We start from the raw sequence: 20,935 nt of genomic DNA, 5'->3' as shown, positions 1-20,935 counted from the left end.
TTGCACGTCTTCGATGGCCAACTCCACTTCTTCAAGGCGCGCTTCCAATTCATGACGCGGCCGGCTACCGATATGCGTGCGGTTGACAGGCATGCCTTCGGGCTCGTTTTCGGAAATGACCACCACATAGCGATAGCGATTGTCTTTCTTGACGATCTCATGGGGCAGTGCCAAATCCCTGATTAAAGCTATGTCGCGGTGCGGTATCATGTAAAACCAGAGGCGCAGGCCGCCCATTTCAGGCAAGGGTGGAAATGCAAAATCGCCCCACGGCCGCAGGTCCTGGATGCGTTTGATCAGAAAATCGCGTTCATCGGACAGCATTTGCAAGCGCTGTCTCACATCGAGCACCTGACGTTCGACTTCTAATGCGTTGAAACGCTTGGTATCCCGGCTTTGCCGCCTCCGCTGCGGGTAGTCGCGCAAGAATTGCAGTGCTTCGCGGCCACCGGCACTGGCGTCTACGGCAGTTTGGTTGTCACTTTCTGCCGCGAACGGTTCGATATGCAGGCAACCCAGTTCCTGCAAGTCTTGCAGCAAGCGCTCCCGGTCCTCGGTCATGCCTACGAAAGTGACCTTTTCTAATTGGACGATGCTCATTCCGGGGCCTCCGCGAGCGCGTTACGCTGTTGCAATTGTTTCGATTTGGCGAGTTTTGACGTCACCACCGCGGCGCGTTCGGTTTCGCCGAGATAAATACGGATGCGCTGGATGTTACGGTGCGCGGTCGGAATCAGGATTTTGTCGAACAAATTGACCCGTTGCGTCACCCGGCGCAATTGCAGGCGCAAAATATCCAGGCGCTTGGCGGCAATCTCGGCGCGCAGCCGACAGGTTTTAGCGTCCTTCAAGCGTTGCACCAGGATGTCGAGCCAAGCGGGCGTCGCTAAAGGCGAATACTCGGCGACCTGACAATCCAGCGATTCCAGCACCGGCAGCCTGACGCCGACAATATTCTGTTCACCCAGCTTATAGCCTTTGACGACCACCAGGTCGCGCAAATGTAGGCCTTCATCGGCGAGCATCGGCAATTCTTCGCCGATGCGCGTCTCCAACGCGTCGATCTGCGCCACGGCGGCGGTGTGTTCTTCCTGCGCCTTCTGTGCTTCCATCGTCAATTGCCGACGCTTCAGGTCGAGCGACGGCAACAGGCGCTTATACAGCTTCAATTGCTCCTGTTGGTGATGCATCGACTGCTTGCTGAGTTTCAGCTTGGCCATGGCGGCTTACCCCTGCGCCGCTTCGTCAACTTGCTGCGGAAAATATTTGTCGACCAGATTCTTTTTCATCAGCAGCTCGTCTTTACTGAAACATTCCGCCAGGGTCTGCCAGCACAAATCCAGCGCTTCGATGACCGGGATGGAAACCTTGATGTCCATGAACCGTTCCTTGAACAGCTTACCGAACTTCAACAGCTTGTGATCGAAAGGCGACAGTTCGAAAGCCATTTCCTGCTTCTTTTTCGCTTCGACGGAGCCGGAATAAAAGCGGATCATCGTGTTCATGATTTGGCTGTGATCCTCGCGCGTGGCCTTGCCGATCACGTGCTGCTTTAAGCGCGACAGGGAACCGAACGGGTCGATAAAGCCGTCGTGCAGGTAAAACTGCCCTTCGGTGATATAGCCGGTATTGTCGGGAACCGGGTGAGTGACATCATCGCCGGGCATGGTGGTCGCGGTCAGAATGGTGACCGAACCGGCGCCCTTGAAGTCGCAGGCCTTTTCATAGCGCTGCGCGAACTGCGTATACAAATCGCCCATGTAGCCCCGCACGGCCGGAATCCGCTCCTGGGCGACGCCGAGTTCTTTCATCGCGTCGGCATAAGCGGTCATGTCGGTTAACAACACCAGAACCCGCTTGTTTTCCTCGACCGCCATTTTTTCGGCTACCGCCAATGCCATGTCCGGGATCATCAAGCGCTCGACCAGCGGGTCCGAAGCCTGGTTGACAAACATCACGGTCCGATGAAACACGCCATGCGCTTCGAATGAGGTGCGAAAGAAGTGGTAATCGTCGAAAATCAGCCCCATGCCGCCAAAAACCAGCACATCGGCATTGGCCTGGAAGCCGATGCGGGCGAGCAATTCGTTATACGGCTCGCCGGCCACCGAGAAAATCGGTATTTTCTGGCTTTCGACCAGGCAATTGAACAGATCGATCATCGGTACCTTGGTTTCGATCATGTGCGAAGGCATGACCCGCATCACCGGATTAACGGTCGGCCCAGCGACCGGAATGCGCGGGTCGACCGTGAGTTCCGGTCCGCCGTCAATCGGGTCGCCGGAACCACGGAATATCCTGCCCAGAATATTGAGCGAATAAACCACGTCCAGGCCGCGTCCAAGAAAGTTGACCGTAGCGCCTGTGGATAGGCCCTTGCCGCCGGAAAACACCTGAAGACTGACAATATCGCGGTCCAGATCGACCACTTTCGCCAGAGAACTCTCGCCATCGGTGTTTTCAACGACGGCCATTTCGCCGAAGGACCTGCCTGTGGCGCGAACCCGGGCGGTGTCGCCGACAATTTCGAGCAGGCGGGTGTGGCGGGCGAGATTATTAATCTGATTCATCACGAAAGCTCCCTATGATCAAGGCCCAGAAAGCAAAGAGTTAATACTTCTGTTTGCCGGAATGACGCATTAGCTGATGAACATACTATTCCTGCTTAAGCAGGTCTCGCTATTGGACTTTAGTCCAAGGCCAGTTGAGGTCTGATCTTGTACTAGAGCATTTCTTCGTTAGTTAAAGAGTCGCTAGCGCGACGGTTATTTGAATCGGGGTCTCGCCCCCGAAGGCGAGATACTTTCTTTTGCTCCGCCAAAAGAAAGTATCCAAAGAAAAGGCGGCCCGGTTGCCGCTTGAGTCCTGCGCTCCTCGCTTTCACCGGGGGTTGCCAGAAGGGCCGTCCTTGGCCCTCTGGCAACGCGCGGCCTCCTTGCCGCGCCCCTGCGGGCATTATCCCGGCGAAAGCTCCGGTGCTCGGCGCGGCAAACGGGACTCAGTCCGTGCCATATCAAGTTCCTTCTGCGTAACAAAAGTTTAACAGTGGAATTGATCTTAAATATTCGAAAATTGCTCTAGGAGTACGAATGCCTAAACACAGAGTCGATTACCTATCGGCAGGCCAATCCAAACCCGTATTGCCGACCTTGAGTGTGCCTGTAAAAAGCGGCAAACCCGACGGGAGAAATTTCTGGTGGGGCTGGGTGCCACATTTAGTGAATTATTTTCATGCCGAGAATGATGCGCTATCAGCATGGGGCGGGTGACATCAGGTACTAAGTCGATGCGTATGGGCTATCGTATGGTCACAGTTCCGAGCTTGGCATTAATCTCGAAATCGATTTTGATGCGCTGTGCAATCAATTCGGCTTCTTTTTGGTCTTTGAAAGGGCCGGCAATCACTTGATAGGAGCCGTCTTTGGCAATGGGGCGCGCCGGGATTGGCGGACCTTGATGGTTGAGCATCGCAACCAGCTGTCGCGCCGTCTGTTCGTTGCTGTTGTCGGCGACGATAAGCACCCAGTCGTTGTCGGTCAATTGTGGAACTACCGGCTGCCCGTAGAACTGTCCGGGATGTTGCACTTTCGGTGCGTACCCGGCCAGTTCCGGCAATTCCGGGCTGGCCTCCAGGATTGGGGTGGGAATGCCGTCGGCGCGTTGCAGGATGCTGCCGACTTTTTCCCAATCCACGGCTGCGCCTTTTTCAGCGGCGATTTTGCGCAGTTGCTGCAACAGTGACTTTTGCTGTTGCTTCTTCTGGCCCGCCCATTTTTGCAGAGGCTCATGGGCTTCCAGATAAAGCATATCCCCGTCCCATGCCGTCATATAAGGCTGGTGTACGATCATCACCGGCGTCCCGACCGAAGTTTGTTTGAACAGTACGTCGATGTCTTCGGGGTAAAGCCGCACACAACCGTGACTGACCTGCATGCCGACACCGTAAGGCTTGTTGGTGCCGTGGATCAGGTAACTGCTAAAGCCTAGCCGTAATGCATACTCGCCGAGCGGGTTGTCGGGACCTGGAGGCACCGCTTCAGGCAGAGGATCGCCTTTTTCCGCATGTTCGCGGCGGACGGATTCCGGGACGGTCCAGGTCGGCTTAACTGTTTTGGCGATAATAGTGGTTTGCCCTAGCGGAGTATTCCAGCCGTCACGGCCAACACCGACCGGGTAGGTCAACACGGTGTCCGGCTGTTTCGGCGGGTAATAGAACAGCCGCAGGTTCGCCAGATTGAGCACGATGCCTTTGCGCGGCGCATCGGGCAGGATGAACCGCGACGGCAGCAGCATGCGTGCGCCCGATTCCGGCGTCCAGGCGGAGATAGCGGGATTGGCGATGGTGATGTCGTTATAGCCCAAGCCGAAATGCCGGGCAATGTCGGGCAAGGTGTCGCCATCTTGCACATTGATCGCGGCAAGACCGCCGACAATGCGGCTGTCTTTGGCTATGGGGAACTTGCGGGTAGCGATGTCGGCAAGTTTCGGCTGCGGTTCGCCTACCTCCACCTCTTTCTCCTCTTCTTCCACCTTCTCCTCCGGCGGGAAGGATCTGGTAGTCTCCGGGAAGCCAATCTCAGGCGGAAATTCTAAAAAATTTGTAGTTGCAGGATAAAGCTGGCAACCGCTGAGCATGCCGACTGCCAACAGCACGAAAGGTGAGGTTGCCCCCACATGCAGCTGGCTGGCCAACTCAGCAAGACTTTTAACCTGTTTTCGACTTCCCAAGAGTAATCCCATTTTAACCGTGAAGTTTCTAGGAGATTTAAACTGCCAAACTTTTTCGTCTCTGAAATAAAGAGAAGTTTGTATTAAATATACCACCGGCGTAGAGGCTCATAGAGCAACATTATCTCAGTACTCAATGCTGTTGACTTAAGCGGTACAAAGCCCTCTCCAGAGGGAGAGGGTTGGGTGAGGGGAAAGCAAAATAAGGAAAAAGCTTATTTTATCCCCCTCATCCCAACCTTCTCGGCAACTGCTCCTGCATCGCCTAAAGCGCCTACTGTTGGTGCTCTACTACCTACATCCATGTAGGCATCCCTCAAGGGAGAAGGGGGCCCGCACGCTTAAGTCAACAGCATTGATCTCAGTACTTAGGCCAATGGAAAGCCTATGGGACTTTAGTATCGTTTGTTTAGACTCACTCCAGGTTGGCGTTCAGAGCCGAAGCGATAAAAAATAAGTTATGGAAGTTCATTACGTCAGGCCCCATCCAACCAGCCGCCATTAAACCCCGCTTGCTTTAAGCCGGACACAATGTAGGGGGAGCGGCGCATGATATCCCAAATTAAACCGGTTCTGTAATTTTCGATCATCAAAATTACAGGTCCTTGGTCTACACCAAAATGATAAGGAGTAACCCACCATCCTGTGGGGCTATCCGCTACCTCATAGGTCTGGTTGAACGAAGGCTTATACCCGTAGCGACTATCCACACCGATATTAAGCTGCGCCATATGATCCATGGTAGGAATAACAATCTCCGGGGCAAAGGGAAGCGAAGCAAGGACGACCCATGGCGCGACGGTACCATCATCCGGCCCGTCGGGCGCTCCGCGCGCAATATAATCATAGAACTGTCTTTCCACGCCGTTTATCTTCCTCGACATCCAACCCGGACCATCGCAAGCAGTGAATCCCCAGCAATGCTCCCCATAGCCGACAAATCCATGTGGATTTTGAATTGCGTACTCCCGATGCAGGTAGGTTGCTTGCCGGCTATTTTGAAAATAGTCCGTGTTATGGTCGCGCATAAACTTGTCGCGAATTCCGCGCAAATCTATCCATAGTTGAGAGAGCTGATGTGTGAAAAGCGGCCCGGAATGAAGAATTTCACGTCCATAGATCTTCCTCCACTGATAAGTTGAGCAGTATGCGGCATAGCTCTCTGCAGGAAGTGGAAACGTCTTTGAGCCGAGTCCAAGAATATACAGAAGCAGGGCCTCATCGTAACCCTTCCAGTAATGCGGAATAAAGCCACTTTCCGGCCGCCAGCCATGAGAGATTGCCGGACCGCCATTTAACGCCCACTGCCAATCGGCTTTCCCGAAAAGTTCATCGACCAGACGGCGTAGCTCATCCTCTTCTTCGGTCTCTTGGTCAAAATAAGCGGCGCATGTCAACATGCCGGCAAAGAGGAAGGCTGAGTCAATCGTGGACAATTCGCAGTTCCATACCCGCCGACCACTTTTCATATCGAGAAAATGGTAATAAAAGCCCTTGTATCCGGTGGCATCAGGCCCTGGCCCGTGCGGCGCGTCGCGAAAAAAACGCAGCGTCCTTAGGGCGATCTCGGGAGCAAACTCCCGTGAGATGACCCCTCGCTCAACTAATACCGGAATTGATGCCAAAGCTAGTCCGACCGCTGCGATACTAGCCGGTGCGGTTTTATGAGTCTTGTCGCGGACAAGGCCGTTGGCCGGGTTGATTTCGTGCAGATAGTACTGAAGAGTAGTCAATTGCAGACGATTTAGTTCTTTATCATCAAGATCATCAAACATAGTTCTTTGCATCACTTACCTTTTTGTTAGATTCTCATCTCGACATTGTCAAACTATGATTTTATCGATCAAGTTTATTCGAATAAGACGTATCTCCAGCGACTGCTTTTGGCCGATAGTTCTGCCTTTTTCATCCGGCGATGCCAAAGAGCCGAACCATAACCCCGTTTCCATACCTGCCTCATCGAACCGGAAAAGCGGATTTACGGCAACTTGAATCAAGTTTTTAGTAGATCCCTAACTTTTGCCATAATCCCGGCCGGATCAATACCCTGATGAGGATATTGCTCCCACAGACCGCCGCAGCCTTCCCGGTAGCTGCCAAGATGCGCATAGCTTGGAGCCAGGCCGCGCTCCAACAACCAGGTGCCGAAGCGGCTGCCCAGTCCCGTTTTCCGGTTATACGCTTCGACAACCAACACCATTGGCGAATGGCCGATCTTAACTATCATCTCTTCATCAATGACGTTTAGGGTCGGCTTGTTGATCAAACCGACATCAATGCCTTCCTGTTTTAAACGCTCTACGGCGTCCAATGCCCGGTACAAGGTCTCGCCGAAACTGACAATATAACCCTGGGTTCCTTCGCGAATAATTTCATCCTTGCCCGAGACAAATTTATAGTCCCCGCCAAAATACTCCTGACCGTCGGCATTCAGAATAGTCGGCACTTTGGAGCGGGTCGAGAAGACAAAACGCAAGCCGGGGTTAAAAAAGATCGTTTCCAAACAGGCTTTCATTTGCAGCGAGTCAGCCGGAAAGTAAAGATGAGTCGCATAGCCGTCGCTCAAGCCGTTATCGGCAAACAGGTTGTTCAGTCCGAAATGACAGGTGTTGTCGGCCATGTCGTCAACCCCGGAGTGCGAGAAATGGCAGAGCACGTTGGAATTGTTCAATCGCGCCATGGTAATTTCAGAAATGACCATCTCCAGGAAAGCGCTAAAGGTAGCAAAAATGCCCTGTTTGCCCGCTGCCATCCCGAAACCGGCCGCCGCCGAAAAATTACTGCGCTCCATAATGCCGGAAGAGATAAATACTTCAGGATGAGCATTGCGAATTTTGGACAGGCCGCAGGAACCTTCCAGGTCGCTGTCAATAACGCGGATTTTTTCGACGCGCTCTGCGGCGTTCATCCGGTCCAGAATCGCGACGACGGCATCGCCGAAAATGTTGCGGTTGGCATCCCACTTGTCGCTGGAACCCAGAAATACCGCATCGTTTTTTGGTGCTTGAATGGCTTTCAGGTGATCCGCCGCAGCCTGACGGCCTCGAGACTCCAAATACGCTACCGCCACTTTAACCGGTGCGACGTCATGGCCGTGGTTTGAACCTTCCAGCCCGACAATGCCCGGACACATGAGGCGCTTATTGATCACCGCAACAGGGCCGTCGGTATGAATGGCTGTGCAAATACGCTGATAAAGATCGTCGATATTCTCGCCATCGCCTTCCAATACCGTCAAACCGTGGCCGGCCAGCGTTTTGGCGATAGAGAAACCGGGCAAATATTGGGACGGGTGGCCGGCGATGGTGACGTCATTATCATCGATAATCAATTTGACGTTCAGGTTTTGGGCGACCGCGAAGCGCGCCGCTTCTGCATCGTTGCCTTCCTGCTGCGAGCCGTCGGAGCCCAGGCAAAACAGCACTTTACCTGAGTTAGCGATAGACACGCCGTTGACATAGGACCACATGTGACCCAACCGTCCCGAACTGAATTTTACGCCCGGCGTTAAGCCCAGTTCAGGATGGCCCGGCAAATGAGCATGAGCGGCACGGTACTCCATCAGATGTTCAGCAGGAAAATCACCGTTAAGAGCGGCCATTAAATATTGCGTGGCCGCGCGATGTCCGGCTTCGTCAAAAAAAACCGGCACATATTTATCGGCATCGCCCCGGAACAACGCATCCATGATGATCACTTCCGGCACCGTATCATAAGGTCCGCCGGTATGGCCGCCGACGCCCCTTGCCGCGCCGGTCGCGGTAAAAAAAACTATCGCGTCTCGGCAAAGCTGAATATTAGCCATCAGGCTGGCTCGTTGCTCGTCAGTCAGTGTCGAATTGCTCGCGTTTAACGTAATGCGCTGGTATGCGCCAAGATCGATCGGAAAGGGTTTCATAGTCAACTCTTCGTAATAAAGTTAAATGAGTGGCCGATTAAAAAGCTGGATGATGCTTTCGAGGCTGACGATATAGAACCGGTAGCCGAAACGGAGCAAATATATCCAGAAGGTATGAACTTATATCTGATGCCCATGTTATTTCCTTATAACTGACTCCCTGGTTTTTGCCGACAACTGTCCATTAACTACGATTTAAAATTATTATGAACTGATGTTACGCAGGGGTATTGTTCCCGTTTGCCGCGCCGAGCACCGGAGCTTTTGCCGAGAATCGCCCGTGAGGGGTGCGGCAGGGATGCCGCACGTCAGCAGAGGGGCAGGAGCCCCTTCTGCTGACCCTCGGCAAAAGCGAGGAGCGCAGGATAGAAGCGGTAACCGGGCCGCCTTTCTTTTGGATACTTTTCTTTGGCGGGGCAAAGAAAAGTATCTCGCCCTCGGGTGCGAGAACCCGATTCAAAAAAACCGTCGCGTTAGCGACACCTTGATTTACGGCACTAATTCGACTAACTGCGTAACATCAGTTATGAAGATGTAAAACATCCCTGCATGGTTATGCCAAAATTGTATATCCAACCCATATAACCTCATCATTAAGTTAAAAAAGATAAACGATTTTCACAATACGTATGGGCACCTATATCTATATTCACAAATTAAAAAATGAGTGTCTGCGATGAGCCAAAGCCTGTTTGTATTTTGAAATTTAAAGAACTCGCAGCTTATTGATTTCTCAATGTCTGATTTTGGTCGATTGCCGCTATTCATTAGGCGGTAATCACTGATTTTTACTGCGGTAAGCGGCAGGTAGAGAGGGTGCTTACTCGCGAGTGAGACTGTGAAAATATTATCCAAATCAAGCAGAAAAAATAATTAACCACAGAGAACACGAAGGACACGGAGAAAATAACCATCTTGATTCAATACATTAAAAACTCCGTGTTCTCTGTGTCCTCCGTGGTGAGTCTATTAAACAGAACATTTTTACAATCTAGAGTGTTTTTGGGTTAGCAAAATCGTAGCGCGCTACCCGAAAGCGATTACCTGACTCTAATTCAATCTGCTGCGAATCCATTGCATGAAGCAGAAGTTCAGTTAGTCAAACCTTCAAAGGAAAGCCAGGTAAAGGAGTAAATAAGCCATAGCCGAATATTGGACTAAGGTCTAATAGCGCACTCTGCCTGCGTAGTAATACAGTAATCACTTGTCATCTTGAGATTAACCTCTAGTAGTAGCCGCTTGCTTTTTGGAGGGTGATCAAATGGAGCTTTCGTGATGTATCAAATTAATACTCTCGCCCGCCATCTTGCAACGCTTCGGGTATTTTTTGGCCGCATTGCGCTACTTATTTTTGCGATGCATGTGGCAGGATGCGGCGATAAGGACCAAGAGAAAGCCCATACGCCGCCAGTCACCGCAACGCCACAGCCCGCACAACCCGCACCTGCAACTCCGCCTGTTCCGAAGCCGGAAGCCACACCCTTAACCAGCCTTGAATCGCTGGTGGCTCCGATAGCGCTCTATCCCGATCCGCTTTTGGCCGAAGTGCTGGTGGCCTCCACCTATCCGCTGGAAGTGGTGCAGGCGGCCCGCTGGCTGGAATCCAAACCGGACCCTGCGACCGTGCGCGGCAAAGACTGGGATGCCAGCGTCGTCAGGCTGACTGCGGTCCCTGACGTTATTGCGATGATGGATCAACACCTGGACTGGACCACACAGTTGGGCGATGCATTTCTGTCCAATCCGCCGCAATTGATGGACGCAATCCAGACTTTACGCAAGCGAGCTATCGATGCCGGATTTTTAAAGGATTCCGATTTGCAAAAAGTGGAAGCCGAGACGGTGTCGATGCAGGAGCCCGGACAAGAGCAAACAGAGGGAGTCAAAGCAACGCCGGCCGTATTGACCCAGGAAGTGATTAGCATAAAGCCGGCCAAAGCCGATACCTTAGCGGTTCCAAAATATAACCCAGAGGTTGTCTATGCGGCATCGATGGCTCCGCCTCCAACTACCCATATGTATCCAGCCGCGGCACCCGCAGCAAGCTATTACCCGACTTATTATGCCCAGCCTGTGACCACTACGACGACCACCTCCTCCAGTTCGGATCAATGGATGTCGTTCGGGACCGGTGCGGTTGTCGGCGGATTGATGACCTGGGGCATTATGGAATGGGCCGACGATGATGACTGGGATGATTACCATGTCTCTCATCCTTATGGCGGCGCCGTATGCCACGGTGGCAACTGCTGGCACGGGGGAGGGGGCGGATATTACGGCGGATCGCGGTATGGCAATGCAAATGTTAATCGCGGCAATATCAGTGCCGACCGGGATATCAATATTTCCGGTAATGAAATCAATGTCAATCGGGACGGCACTTTCAGTCCGAATCAACTCACGGCCGTAAAGGGCCAGACCAGTCGCTGGCAGCCGAATCCCAGCCATCGACGCGGCCAGGATTATCCGCCTGCCGCCCAGCAGCGCATGGGGCGCACTGAGTCGCCGGCCTTGGCCGGGAGCAGGCTCAGCGGCGCCCAAAATCTTCCTGCCGACACGCGAGGATTCGGGGCAGATCGTTCCGCTCAAGCCCGGCCTTCCAGCGCCGATGTCCAGCGGAGCTTGGCGGCAAAACCCGGTACAGCCGAAAGCCGTAGCCGGCCGGCTCCAGGCAACCGTGAAAACGCCCTGGAAGGCCTACAGGCGTCCGGTCAAAGGAGCAATGTCGAGAGCAAGCGCGGCGCATCAAGTCAAAGTTCCCGGCAACAGCAGGCAGGGAAGGCTCGTACAAAAGACTCCGGAGCTTCCACAAACGCCGCCGCACCGAGCCAAAGACGAGCAGAGCCTGCCAGGCAAAGATCGGACAATCAACAGCAGAAGGCCAGACAACGCAATGAGCAAACACAGCAACAGCTCCAGTCACAGCGCCGTCAGGAAATGTCGCGCCCGACTGCGTTTGATAGCACCCGGGATGGCGGCCGCTCCAGCGCTTACAGTAACCGCGGAAACGCCAGTGTTGCGCGTGCCCAACAACCGGCCAGAGGGGCTGGTGCCGGTGCTGCAAGAAGCCGTGGCGGTCGCCGGTGATGGTTTAAATACATGAAATTATTTGGTTTGTCGTTGGCAATAGGGAGTTGTCGCAATCCTTAATGCTGTTGACTTAAGCAGTGTAAAGCCCTCTCCAGAGGGAGAGGGTTGGGTGAGGGGAAATCAAAATAAGGAAGAAAGCTTATTTAATTCCCCCTCATCCCAACCTTCTCCCTCAGGGAGAAGGGGTACGTACTCTTAAGTCAACAGCATTGATCGCAACCCATACTCGGTCAATGGCTGTTGATTATTTATTAGGATAGGTGTCCATCATGATGTCCAATAAACTCCGTTATACCTTTTCGATGGTCATTTTAATGGCCTCGATTGCTACAAACGCCTTATCCGCCGCTCCCGAAACCGAAGCGGCGGATAAGGGCCAAGGTTTTGCATCGCCCGAAGAAGCATCAAAAGCGCTGGTCGATGCCGCACGCGACAATGACAAAAATAAGGTCTCGGTACTTTTTGGCAGCCAATATGCAGAACTTTTTTCGTCCGGCGACGACGTGGAAGATGCGAACAATCGCGCGGAGTTTCTGAAAATGGCCGAACAGAAATCCTATATCGAAAATCAGCAGGCCGGTAAAGCGATTTTGCATTTCGGCCAGAATGACTGGGCGTTTCCTGTCCCTGTCGTGAATAACGGAGGCCAATGGCGATTCGATGCCGAAAAAGGCAAACAGGAAATCCTGAACCGCAGAATAGGGCGCAATGAGCTGAATACGCTGGCGGTGATGCGGGGTTATGTGGAAGCGCAATTCGAATATGCGGCTATCGACCGGGACGGCGACGGAGTGAGCGAGTTCGCGACCAAGTTACGCAGCGAATCGGGTAAATTCGACGGCTTGTATTGGGAAGCGGCGTCCGGCCAGCCCGAGAGCCCTCTGGGGCCTCTGGTGGCCGAAGCCAAAGCCGTAGGTTACAAGGCACAAGGCAACACGGACTCGACGACGCCTTTTCACGGTTATTTATATAAGATTCTTACCCGTCAGGGCGGCAATGTTCCGGGCGGAAAATACGACTACACCATCAACGGCAACATGATTGCAGGCTTTGCCTTGGTAGCCTTTCCTGCCATGTATGGCTCATCCGGCATCATGACTTTTGTCGTCAATCACAGAGGAAAGATATACCAGAAAGATTTAGGGCCGAAAACCGCCGAATTGGCTTTGGCAATGAAAGCCTATGACCCGGATTCTTCATGGGAAGAGGTGGATACGAATCCCGGCAAGTGAAACTGTGACCTAAGCAGTCTGATTAATCGCACTTTATCCATCTGAGGAGCCAGCCATGAAACGCTTCCGCCTTCTAAAACAAACCCGTCAGAGTACCGAGTATTCCTGCGGCGCCTCAGCCCTTCAGGCCGTGTTGAGCTATTGGGGCAAAGATCTGGATGAAGAAGACCTGATGACGCTGCTTCATACCACGCCGGAAACCGGCACCTATCCCGATGACATTGTGCGGGTTGCCCTGCTGCTTGGCTTCAAAGCCGAGGTTAAGGAAAACCTCACACTCGAAGACATTGAACAAGCCACAGCGCAGGGAACTCCCGTAATCGTTTTGGGCCAAGCCTGGAGAAGCCGACAGGATTCAGCCGCATCGGTGGCGGAAGACTGGGCTAACGGCCACTATTTTATCGTGCTCGCCGTCGACAAGGATTATGTGTACTTTGAAGATCCCTATGTGCGGATGGGAAAAGGCTTCATGCCCCGCGAAACATTTGAACAACATTGGCATCAAGTGATGGGCGGAGACCTTGAGAAGGCGCCGAAACTGATACACCTTGGCATATTAATTCGCGGTGAAAAGCCGGCCCAGCCGCAGAGATTCAAGGATGTGGAAGCAGCGAAACTGGATTTCAGCAAGATGAATTCGATGAACCTGATTGTGACCCAATTTCAGGGCGCGCTTTTGCCCTATGATTTTGTCAATGATTTGAAGGGTCTCTGGGAGACCGGCGTTCTCAGGCCGGATGCCTTCTTTTTTCTTAGAAAAGATAAGGAAGGCAGAGTCTCGGCAATGGAAGGCGGGCGCCTTCAGGACGAAGACAACGTGTCGGAAGTCAATGCATTGATTTCCGCGCTTGCAGGTCTAAGCGCCGCAGCTACTGAGCCAGCCCAAGCCAACGCGGAATCCGCTGCCCAGGCCGCTAGGGCAGGGGACTTCGGTCTTAGCGCCACAGACATTCAAAAAATAACGGCTAAACTCCCTCCAGACCACTCAGCGGTGATAGTCCTGTTTGAAAACGTCTGGGAGAAAACATTCAAGGAAATCGCCAAAAATTACAATGGCTCGGTCATCAATCAGAGGATCATCCCCTCAGATTCTCTTGCCAGTCTTGTTCAGGGGCAAGCGGAAAGCTGATAGATAGCCGTGGGCTCCGTATCGAACTGATATCGGCAAATTGTGCGTTGCATGGCCGTCACTCTAAATAAATCTGTTCCCCCTTTCAAACATAAGACGTCACTCCGAATTATATTTTCCTGCGCGGTTAGCCTGAACCTTGGACTCAATGCTGTTGACTTAAGCGGTACAAAGCCCTCTCCAGAGGGAGAGGGTTGGGTGAGGGGAAATCAGAATAATGATAATAACGAAGAAAGCTTATTTATATCCCCTCATCCCAACCTTCTCCCTGAGGGAGAAGGGGCCTGCACGCTTAAGTCAACAGCATTGAGCCTTGGACTAAAGTCCAATAGCGAAGGCTGTTTGCTGAGGCATAGAATAAATGCATATCAATCTAATCTGCAGGTTGCCGATTCGCCAATTAGGAGCCCGAGAAAGGCGAACTGGCGATGTCTGTTTGAGATTTAAATAATTGACCAGGTTAAGCACTTAAAAACAGGGCATGAGTTTCAGACTGGCGATAGTCGAAAAACAATTCGTGGATGAGGAGTCATAATGAATTTTTATGCGTTAGTTCGGCGAGGGTCTCAGATAAAATCCGGGCTTGCGATCTGCACGGTCTGCCTGGCATTGCTTACGGCGTGCGGGCAGAGCGAAGAACCCGCCAAAACCGTCGAGACGATCCGTCCGGTAAAACTGATGAAGGTTGGCGGTTCGTTGGCAGGAAAAATCCGGAAATTGCCCGGTACCGTGCGCGCTGCCGATCGCGTCGATTTGGCGTTTCAAGTGCCCGGCACCCTGGTTGAACTTCCGGTTAAAGAAGGTCAAACAGTCAAGAAAGGAACTCTCGTCGCACGCATCGATCCCCGAGACTATGAAACCAATCTGCGCAATGCTGAAGGCGTGTTGGCGAAAGCTGAAGCAGGGCTTGCTTATACAATCGCCGAGTACAAGCGTTATGTCAACGTGAAAGAAACCGATGCCGGTGCCGTCAGCGATTCGATGGTATCGCTCAAACTCGCAGCCGAAAAGGTTGCCCGAGCCGATCTGCAATCCGCGAAAGCGACTGTTGCTGCGGCCAAAGATCAATTGGAATATACCCGTTTGAAAGCGCCTTTCGATGGCGTGATTGCTCAAAAGTACGTCGATAATTATAAAGAAGTGCAGGCCAAAGAGGCGGTACTCAGCTTGCAGAATGTGACCGATGTGGAAGTCATAATCGACGTGCCTGAGCTGATGATCGCGCCGATCCGTAAAACACTGCCCCGCTTTTACGCCGAATTCACCGCAGACCCAATCCGTCGCTTCGAGTTACAGATTAAGGAATTCGCGACCCAAGCCGATCCGGTTACGCAAACCTACCGCGTGGTGTTAGCGATGCCTGCGCCCTCCGGTATCCGCATCCTTCCGGGAATGACGGTTAACGTTGCCATCGAATTTACCGAGGAAGCCGAGGCCGGTGCAGAAATCCTGATTCCGGCCATCGCTGTATTTGCCGACGACGCGGGTCACTCGCAAGTCTGGGTTATCGATCCGCAAACCATGAAAGCACAACGCCGTGAGGTTACAACCGGCGATTTATCCGGAAGCGATAGCATAAGAATCGTCAGCGGATTGAATGCTGATGAAACCATAGCCATCAGCGGTGTCAGCACGCTAAGCGAAGGACAAACGGTTCGGGCGTTCGAATAACCGTTAGTCAACCCAAAATGACCAATACGTCACGATTCTAATCGTAAATTAGATCAAGGGGACTCAAGCAAATGAATTTGGCGGAATGGAGCATAAATAAAAGCGTCATTACCTGGGTGATGATCGTGCTGCTGTTAGTGGTCGGCTGGAAGTCGTACCAGGCTTTAAGCCGCTTGGAAGACCCGGAGTTCACGATCAAGGAGGCGGTGATTGTGACGCCTTACCCCGGTGCGTCGGCCGCGGAAGTGGAAGAAGAAGTCACCAATGTGATTGAGAAAGCTGCGCAGGAACTGGGACAGTTGGAGAAAGTCGAATCGCATTCCTATCGCGGCCTCTCCAACGTAAAAGTCAAAATGAAGGATAAGTACGACAAGTTTTCGTTGCCGCAGGTATGGGACGAGCTGCGCCGCAAGATCAATGACGCGCAGGGCAAATTGCCGCCCAAAGCAGGACCTTCGCTGGTCAACGACGATTTCGGCGATGTGTACGGAATTTATCTTGCGATTACCGGCGAGGGCTACAGTTACAAGGAAATGTATGAATACGCCAAATATCTACAAAAAGAATTGCTGAAAGCGATCGACGTCAAGCGCGTCGTCCTTTATGGGGAACAAAAGGAAGCGATCTATGTAGAAATGCACCGCGAAAAAATGGCACAGCTCGGCATCTCGCCGCAAAACATTTACAGTACCTTGCAAGCCAAAAACGTCGTGTCGAGCGCCGGCAATTTTAATTTGGGGCAGGAATTCATACCGATTAACCCGACCGGCGAATACAAATCGGAACAGGATTTCGGCGACTTGCTGATTACCTCTAGCGGGACGAAATCCAAAAGTTTGGTGTACTTGCGCGATGTGGCCGACATCAAGCGCGGCTACCGCGAACCGCCGCCGACGCTGTTGCGCTTCGACGGCCAGCCGTCAATCGGCCTGGGAATTTCGACGGTGCTCGGCGGCAACGTGATCATCATGGCCGAGTCACTGGAACAGCGCTTAAAGGATCTCGAACCGATGCGGCCGGTGGGCATGGAAACCCATATCATTTCCCATCAGGCGCAATCGGTGACCGCCGCGTTGAACGGCTTCATCGTGAACTTGGCGGAAGCCGTGGCCATCGTGGTCGGCGTGCTGCTGCTGTTCATGGGTTTGCGCAGCGGCTTGATTCTCGGCGTGGTGCTGATGGTGACTATCATGGGTACTTTCATCGTGATGCATATGTTCGATATCACGCTGGAACGGATCTCCTTGGGCGCGCTGATTATCGCACTCGGAATGCTGGTGGATTGCGCCATCGTGGTGACCGACGCCATGCGCATGCGCATGGCGCAAGGACAAAACGGCTATGATGCGGCGCGCGACGTCGTCGGCCAGAATGCGTTGCCGATGCTGGGCGGCACTGCGGTGGCGATTATCGCTTTCGCCGCGATCGGCACTTCCGAGGATTCCACAGGCGAGTATTGCCGCACCTTGTTCTCGGTGATCCTGATTTCGCTGTCCTTTAGCTGGCTGACTTCTGTCACCGCCACGCCTCTGTTGTGCAAGATGTTTCTGCCAACCGGCGCCGTTGCCGCGAGCGGGGACGTCGACCCCTACTCGGTCGGATTTTACGGAAAGTATCAGCGCTTCCTGATTTTTTGCCTGCGTTTCCGCTGGATCGTTGTGGGCATAGTCGTGGCGTTGTTTATCGCGGCCTTGCTGGGTTTCGGTTTCGTCAAGAAGAGCTTTTTCCCTGACTCCACCCGTCCGCAATTCTATGTCGATCTCTGGTTCCCGGAAGGCACGGATATCAAGGAAACCGACCGGCGCATCAAACAGGCCGAGCAGCTGATCAAGAAGCACGAAGGCGTGACCCATCTGACCAGCCAGCTGGGCGGCGGCCAGGTGCGCTTCCTGCTGACTTATACGCCGGAACATAATTACAACAGCTTCGGCCAGATCCTGGTCGATGTCGACGATTACACCCGCATCGCCGCGATGGCCCCGCAAGTACAGGAGGAACTCGAAGCGCTTTACCCCGATGCCGTCGTCAACTTGCGGCTGTTCATCTTGGGGCCGTCGACCGGCGGCAAAATCCAGTTGCGACTCTACGGAGCGGATGCCGAGGAACTGCGGCGTCTGGGAGGGCAAGCCGAGTCCATTCTGCGGGCAGAGCCAACCGCCAAGGCCGTGCGTAACGAGTGGCGGGACAAAACCAAGGTGCTCAGGCCGCAATTGGCGGAATCCCAGGCGCGGCGCGCCGGTATCGATCGCCCGGAAGTGGCCGAAGCGCTGGCGATGGCGTTCGAAGGCCAGACGGTGGGGGTTTATCGAGAGAGGGATGAATTGATCCCGCTGGTGGCTCGCTCCCCGATGGCCGAGAGTGCCGATCTGGACAGCCTGGAAGGCGTGCAGATCTGGAGTCCGGCCGCGCAATCGATGATCCCGATGGGCCAAGTGGTATCGTCTTTCCCGCTCGAATTCGAAGACGCGCATGTATGGCGCTGGGATCGCCGCAAAATGCTGCGCATCCATGCCGACCCGCGCGAGGGATTGCCAGTTGAAGTATTCACCAAAGTCAAAGCGAAAATCGAGCAAGCCGTCGGTGTGGATGCAGCGGCGGTGCTTGGGAAACCCTCCGATGAAGCCATTGAAGAATTCGATGCGTCGACGCTTAAAGTCGGCGACAACGACCTGTGGCCGCTTAAAGGCAAGCCGGGCTATTACATGGCGTGGGGCGGCGAAGCCGAGGATTCCGCTCGCGCCAATTCGCGGCTGGCGAGTTCGATCCCGGTGTTTTTCGGTTTGATGGTATTAACGGTGCTGGTTCTGTTTAACTCCATCAAACAGACCCTGATCATCTGGCTGACCGTGCCGTTGGCCCTGATCGGAGTCACCCTGGGACTGTTGGTGTTTCATCAGCCGTTCGGCTTTATGGCACTGCTGGGGCTGATGAGTCTCTCGGGTATGGTCATCAAGGCTTCGATTGTGCTGATCGACGAAATCAATGTGCAGCTCAGCCAAGGCGCGACGCCGTTTCACGCGGTGATGCGTTCTGGGGTCAGCCGCCTGATTCCTGTGACCATGTCTTCCGGCACGACTATGCTGGGTATGATCCCCTTGTTTACGGACGCCTTTTTCATTGCGATGGCGGTGACGATCGTATTCGGCCTTGGCTTTGCGACGCTGCTGGTCTTGATCGTCGTTCCGGTGCTGTATGCCATCTTTTACAAAGTGGAAGTAGAAGAGCAAGCACAAGCCGTTCATCGTAATTTGGGCGGAGGTGCACTGGAATGACTATGCAAGACAAGAACAGTAGCGGCATGCAGTCAAATTCCGGCGCTATTCGCCTGCTCCACGGTTTGGCGGGTGTGGCCGCGGTGCTATTGCTGAACTCCGGTTGCACGGTGGGGCCGGATTATGCCAAACCCGAAGCCGCCGTGGAAAGCCAATGGCTCAACCAGTCCGATTCTCGGCTCAGCCAGCGCGAAGCGAAACTGGCCGACTGGTGGAAAGTATTCAAGGACCCGGATTTGGTACGGCTGGTTGACGAGGCCCGGCGGCAGAATTTAACGCTGCAACTGGCGGGTGTGCGCATCCTGGAAGCACGGGCGCAACTGGGTATCGCCACGGGCCTTGAATATCCGCAACTGCAACAACTGAACGGCGATTTAAGTTATCAACAAATCAGCGCCCATGCGCCGAATACCAGCCCGCTGATCGACCGCAATTTCGGCACTACCGGCATAGGCTTTGACGCGGCCTGGGAACTCGACCTGTGGGGCAAGTTCCGCCGCGGCGTAGAATCGAGTCTGGCTAATCTGGACGCTTCGGTTGCCGGTTACGACAACGCCCTGGTGTCGCTGACCGCCGAGGTGGTGCGAACCTATGTGCTGCTGCGCACCAGCGAAGCCCGTATTCAGGTCGCCCGCGACAACGTGAAAATCCAGCAACGCACCTTGGAGATCGCTGATGCGCTATTTAAGGGGGGATTGATCACCGAACTGGATTATTTGCAGGCAAAAAGCCTGCTGAGCAGTACCTTGGCGACCATCCCGCCCTTGCAAGCCAGTGTGCGCCAGGCGAAAAATGCGTTGGGCGTGTTGCTCGGCCAACCGCCGGGACGGATAGACAGTTATCTGGCGCAATCTCGGCCAATACCTGACGCACCGGCCGAGATTGCAGTCGGCGTGCCTGCCGATTTGTTGCGGCGGCGCCCCGACATCCGCCTCGCCGAACGTCAGCTGGCCACCCAGAGCGCGCTGATCGGCGTGGCCAAGGCTGACTTGTATCCGCATTTTTCGCTGCTCGGTTCGATTAATCTGCGCGCCAGCGACGCCGCGCTGACTTTCGCCTCGGCGGGCGGCAGTGAACTAAGTGATCTGTTCAATGCCAAGAGCTTCCAATACTTTATCGGCCCCAGCCTGAGTTGGGACATTTTCAATTACGGACGCATCAGCAACCAAGTGCGCGTCGAGGATGCCCGCTTCCAGCAATTGATTGCCGATTATCGAAGCGCCGTGCTGAATGCCGCCAAGGAGGCGGAAGATGCCACCATCGGCTTCCTCAAATCGCAGGAACAACGCAAGGATCTGCAAGACACCTATGAGGCGGCCAAGCGATCGACCGAGCTGTCGCTGTATCAATATCAGGAGGGGCTGGTCGATTACCAGCGTGTACTGGATTCACAACGCAATCTGGTGAACTCTCAAGAGTCGCTGGTGATTGTATCCGGTGATATAACGACCAATCTGATCGCGCTCTATAAGGCCTTGGGAGGAGGCTGGGAAACCCGGACCGAAAAGGATTTCGTGGACAAACCGATACAACAACAAATGAACGAGCGAACGGATTGGGGCGATCTTCTGGAGCCTCAGCAACTCGATTTACCCGAGAAAGAAAAAGACAACTGGTGGCGCTTACCGGATTGGTAGTGTGATGAGCGCAGGGAGCTGGAATAGCCAGACTGGCGTATTTTTACGTGATGTTACGCATTGTCCGCGAAAACCGCAAAAAGGCAGTTTGATAAAAGTGAGGATGAGGGTAGGGCGTGCCGTGCGCGCCTTGGCTCTCAAGGCGCGCACGGCACGCCCTACGAGAGATGTTCCTAGGCATTTTTCGCGGCTGTAATGCCCACAGCATCAGTTAAGTAAACACGATTTTGGTTTTAACAAGTAATGTTATTTAAACCAAAAATTACAGGATTTAGTTA

Annotated in this window: 13 protein-coding genes and 1 pseudogene; 7 read left to right on the top strand and 7 right to left on the bottom strand. The window is 53.6% G+C overall.

The features are described 5' to 3' along the window. The 3 genes and pseudogenes from M0R47_RS07665 to M0R47_RS07655 form a co-directional block, all read right to left on the bottom strand. A pseudogene (locus tag M0R47_RS07665) lies at positions 1 to 600 on the bottom strand (ATPase); the annotation flags it as partial. Continuing rightward, the gene (locus M0R47_RS07660; RefSeq protein ID WP_292552669.1) at positions 597 to 1,220 is read right to left on the bottom strand and encodes a V-type ATP synthase subunit D; all 624 of its coding nucleotides are present in this window, start codon (positions 1,218 to 1,220) and stop codon (positions 597 to 599) included. The gene M0R47_RS07660 and the pseudogene M0R47_RS07665, both read right to left, overlap by 4 nt. A gap of 6 nt (positions 1,221 to 1,226) precedes the next feature. After that, positions 1,227 to 2,570, bottom strand: coding sequence for a V-type ATP synthase subunit B (locus M0R47_RS07655; RefSeq protein WP_292552667.1), 1,344 nt, complete (start codon positions 2,568 to 2,570; stop codon positions 1,227 to 1,229). A gap of 519 nt (positions 2,571 to 3,089) precedes the next feature. Between M0R47_RS07655 and M0R47_RS07650 the strand changes: the two genes are divergently transcribed. Then, positions 3,090 to 3,269: a hypothetical protein gene (locus M0R47_RS07650; RefSeq protein ID WP_292552664.1), complete on the top strand. Its 180-nt coding sequence runs from the start codon at positions 3,090 to 3,092 to the stop codon at positions 3,267 to 3,269. Between the two features lie 28 nt (positions 3,270 to 3,297). Here the strand turns inward: M0R47_RS07650 and M0R47_RS07645 are convergent, their stop codons facing one another. The 4 genes from M0R47_RS07645 to M0R47_RS07630 form a co-directional block, all read right to left on the bottom strand. Then, positions 3,298 to 4,728, bottom strand: coding sequence for a L,D-transpeptidase family protein (locus M0R47_RS07645; protein ID WP_292552662.1), 1,431 nt, complete (start codon positions 4,726 to 4,728; stop codon positions 3,298 to 3,300). A 476-nt stretch (positions 4,729 to 5,204) separates the two neighbouring features. Next, on the bottom strand, positions 5,205 to 6,503 hold the full coding sequence (locus M0R47_RS07640) for a glucoamylase family protein (RefSeq protein WP_292552659.1): 1,299 nt from the start codon (positions 6,501 to 6,503) through the stop codon (positions 5,205 to 5,207). A gap of 48 nt (positions 6,504 to 6,551) precedes the next feature. Beyond that, the gene (locus M0R47_RS07635; protein WP_292552657.1) at positions 6,552 to 6,677 is read right to left on the bottom strand and encodes a hypothetical protein; all 126 of its coding nucleotides are present in this window, start codon (positions 6,675 to 6,677) and stop codon (positions 6,552 to 6,554) included. Positions 6,678 to 6,721: 44 nt separating this feature from the next. Then, complete coding sequence (locus M0R47_RS07630; RefSeq protein WP_292552654.1) at positions 6,722 to 8,626, bottom strand: transketolase C-terminal domain-containing protein; 1,905 nt, start codon at positions 8,624 to 8,626, stop codon at positions 6,722 to 6,724. A gap of 1,275 nt (positions 8,627 to 9,901) precedes the next feature. Here M0R47_RS07630 and M0R47_RS07625 point away from each other — a divergent pair. The 6 genes from M0R47_RS07625 (at position 9,902) to M0R47_RS07600 (ending at position 20,657) form a co-directional block, all read left to right on the top strand. Then, positions 9,902 to 11,713: a DUF3300 domain-containing protein gene (locus M0R47_RS07625; RefSeq protein WP_292552651.1), complete on the top strand. Its 1,812-nt coding sequence runs from the start codon at positions 9,902 to 9,904 to the stop codon at positions 11,711 to 11,713. A 272-nt stretch (positions 11,714 to 11,985) separates the two neighbouring features. After that, entirely contained in the window at positions 11,986 to 12,948 is a 963-nt protein-coding gene (locus M0R47_RS07620) for a DUF2950 domain-containing protein (protein ID WP_292552648.1), read from the top strand. 55 nt (positions 12,949 to 13,003) lie between these two features. After that, positions 13,004 to 14,077: a cysteine peptidase family C39 domain-containing protein gene (locus M0R47_RS07615; protein ID WP_292552645.1), complete on the top strand. Its 1,074-nt coding sequence runs from the start codon at positions 13,004 to 13,006 to the stop codon at positions 14,075 to 14,077. Between the two features lie 534 nt (positions 14,078 to 14,611). Beyond that, a complete protein-coding gene (locus M0R47_RS07610) occupies positions 14,612 to 15,748 on the top strand; it encodes an efflux RND transporter periplasmic adaptor subunit (RefSeq protein ID WP_292552642.1) in 1,137 nt (378 codons plus the stop codon). A 71-nt stretch (positions 15,749 to 15,819) separates the two neighbouring features. After that, positions 15,820 to 19,020 carry an efflux RND transporter permease subunit gene (locus tag M0R47_RS07605; protein WP_292552639.1) on the top strand — a complete coding sequence of 1,067 codons (3,201 nt, stop codon included), beginning with the start codon at positions 15,820 to 15,822 and terminating at the stop codon, positions 19,018 to 19,020. Next, on the top strand, positions 19,017 to 20,657 hold the full coding sequence (locus tag M0R47_RS07600) for an efflux transporter outer membrane subunit (protein ID WP_292552636.1): 1,641 nt from the start codon (positions 19,017 to 19,019) through the stop codon (positions 20,655 to 20,657). The genes M0R47_RS07605 and M0R47_RS07600 overlap by 4 nt, the downstream gene beginning before the upstream one ends. Positions 20,658 to 20,935 lie beyond the last annotated feature (278 nt).

It is taken from the genome of Methylobacter sp. (assembly GCF_023227905.1).
Taxonomy (GTDB): domain Bacteria; phylum Pseudomonadota; class Gammaproteobacteria; order Methylococcales; family Methylomonadaceae; genus Methylobacter_A.
The sequence above is the reverse complement of the archived record's forward strand: the minus strand, read 5'-3'. Positions and strand labels throughout refer to the sequence as shown.

What these genes read in the sequence shown, in the direction of transcription:
- M0R47_RS07615 (WP_292552645.1), top strand. Translation starts at nt 13,004, where the DNA reads ATGAAACGCTTCCGCCTTCTAAAACAAACCCGTCAGAGTACCGAGTAT.
- M0R47_RS07610 (WP_292552642.1), top strand. Translation starts at nt 14,612, where the DNA reads ATGAATTTTTATGCGTTAGTTCGGCGAGGGTCTCAGATAAAATCCGGG.
- M0R47_RS07625 (WP_292552651.1), top strand. Translation starts at nt 9,902, where the DNA reads ATGTATCAAATTAATACTCTCGCCCGCCATCTTGCAACGCTTCGGGTA.
- M0R47_RS07655 (WP_292552667.1), bottom strand. Translation starts at nt 2,570, where the DNA reads ATGAATCAGATTAATAATCTCGCCCGCCACACCCGCCTGCTCGAAATT.
- M0R47_RS07600 (WP_292552636.1), top strand. Translation starts at nt 19,017, where the DNA reads ATGACTATGCAAGACAAGAACAGTAGCGGCATGCAGTCAAATTCCGGC.
- M0R47_RS07660 (WP_292552669.1), bottom strand. Translation starts at nt 1,220, where the DNA reads ATGGCCAAGCTGAAACTCAGCAAGCAGTCGATGCATCACCAACAGGAG.
- M0R47_RS07630 (WP_292552654.1), bottom strand. Translation starts at nt 8,626, where the DNA reads ATGAAACCCTTTCCGATCGATCTTGGCGCATACCAGCGCATTACGTTA.
- M0R47_RS07605 (WP_292552639.1), top strand. Translation starts at nt 15,820, where the DNA reads ATGAATTTGGCGGAATGGAGCATAAATAAAAGCGTCATTACCTGGGTG.
- M0R47_RS07650 (WP_292552664.1), top strand. Translation starts at nt 3,090, where the DNA reads ATGCCTAAACACAGAGTCGATTACCTATCGGCAGGCCAATCCAAACCC.
- M0R47_RS07635 (WP_292552657.1), bottom strand. Translation starts at nt 6,677, where the DNA reads ATGGAAACGGGGTTATGGTTCGGCTCTTTGGCATCGCCGGATGAAAAA.
- M0R47_RS07640 (WP_292552659.1), bottom strand. Translation starts at nt 6,503, where the DNA reads ATGTTTGATGATCTTGATGATAAAGAACTAAATCGTCTGCAATTGACT.
- M0R47_RS07620 (WP_292552648.1), top strand. Translation starts at nt 11,986, where the DNA reads ATGATGTCCAATAAACTCCGTTATACCTTTTCGATGGTCATTTTAATG.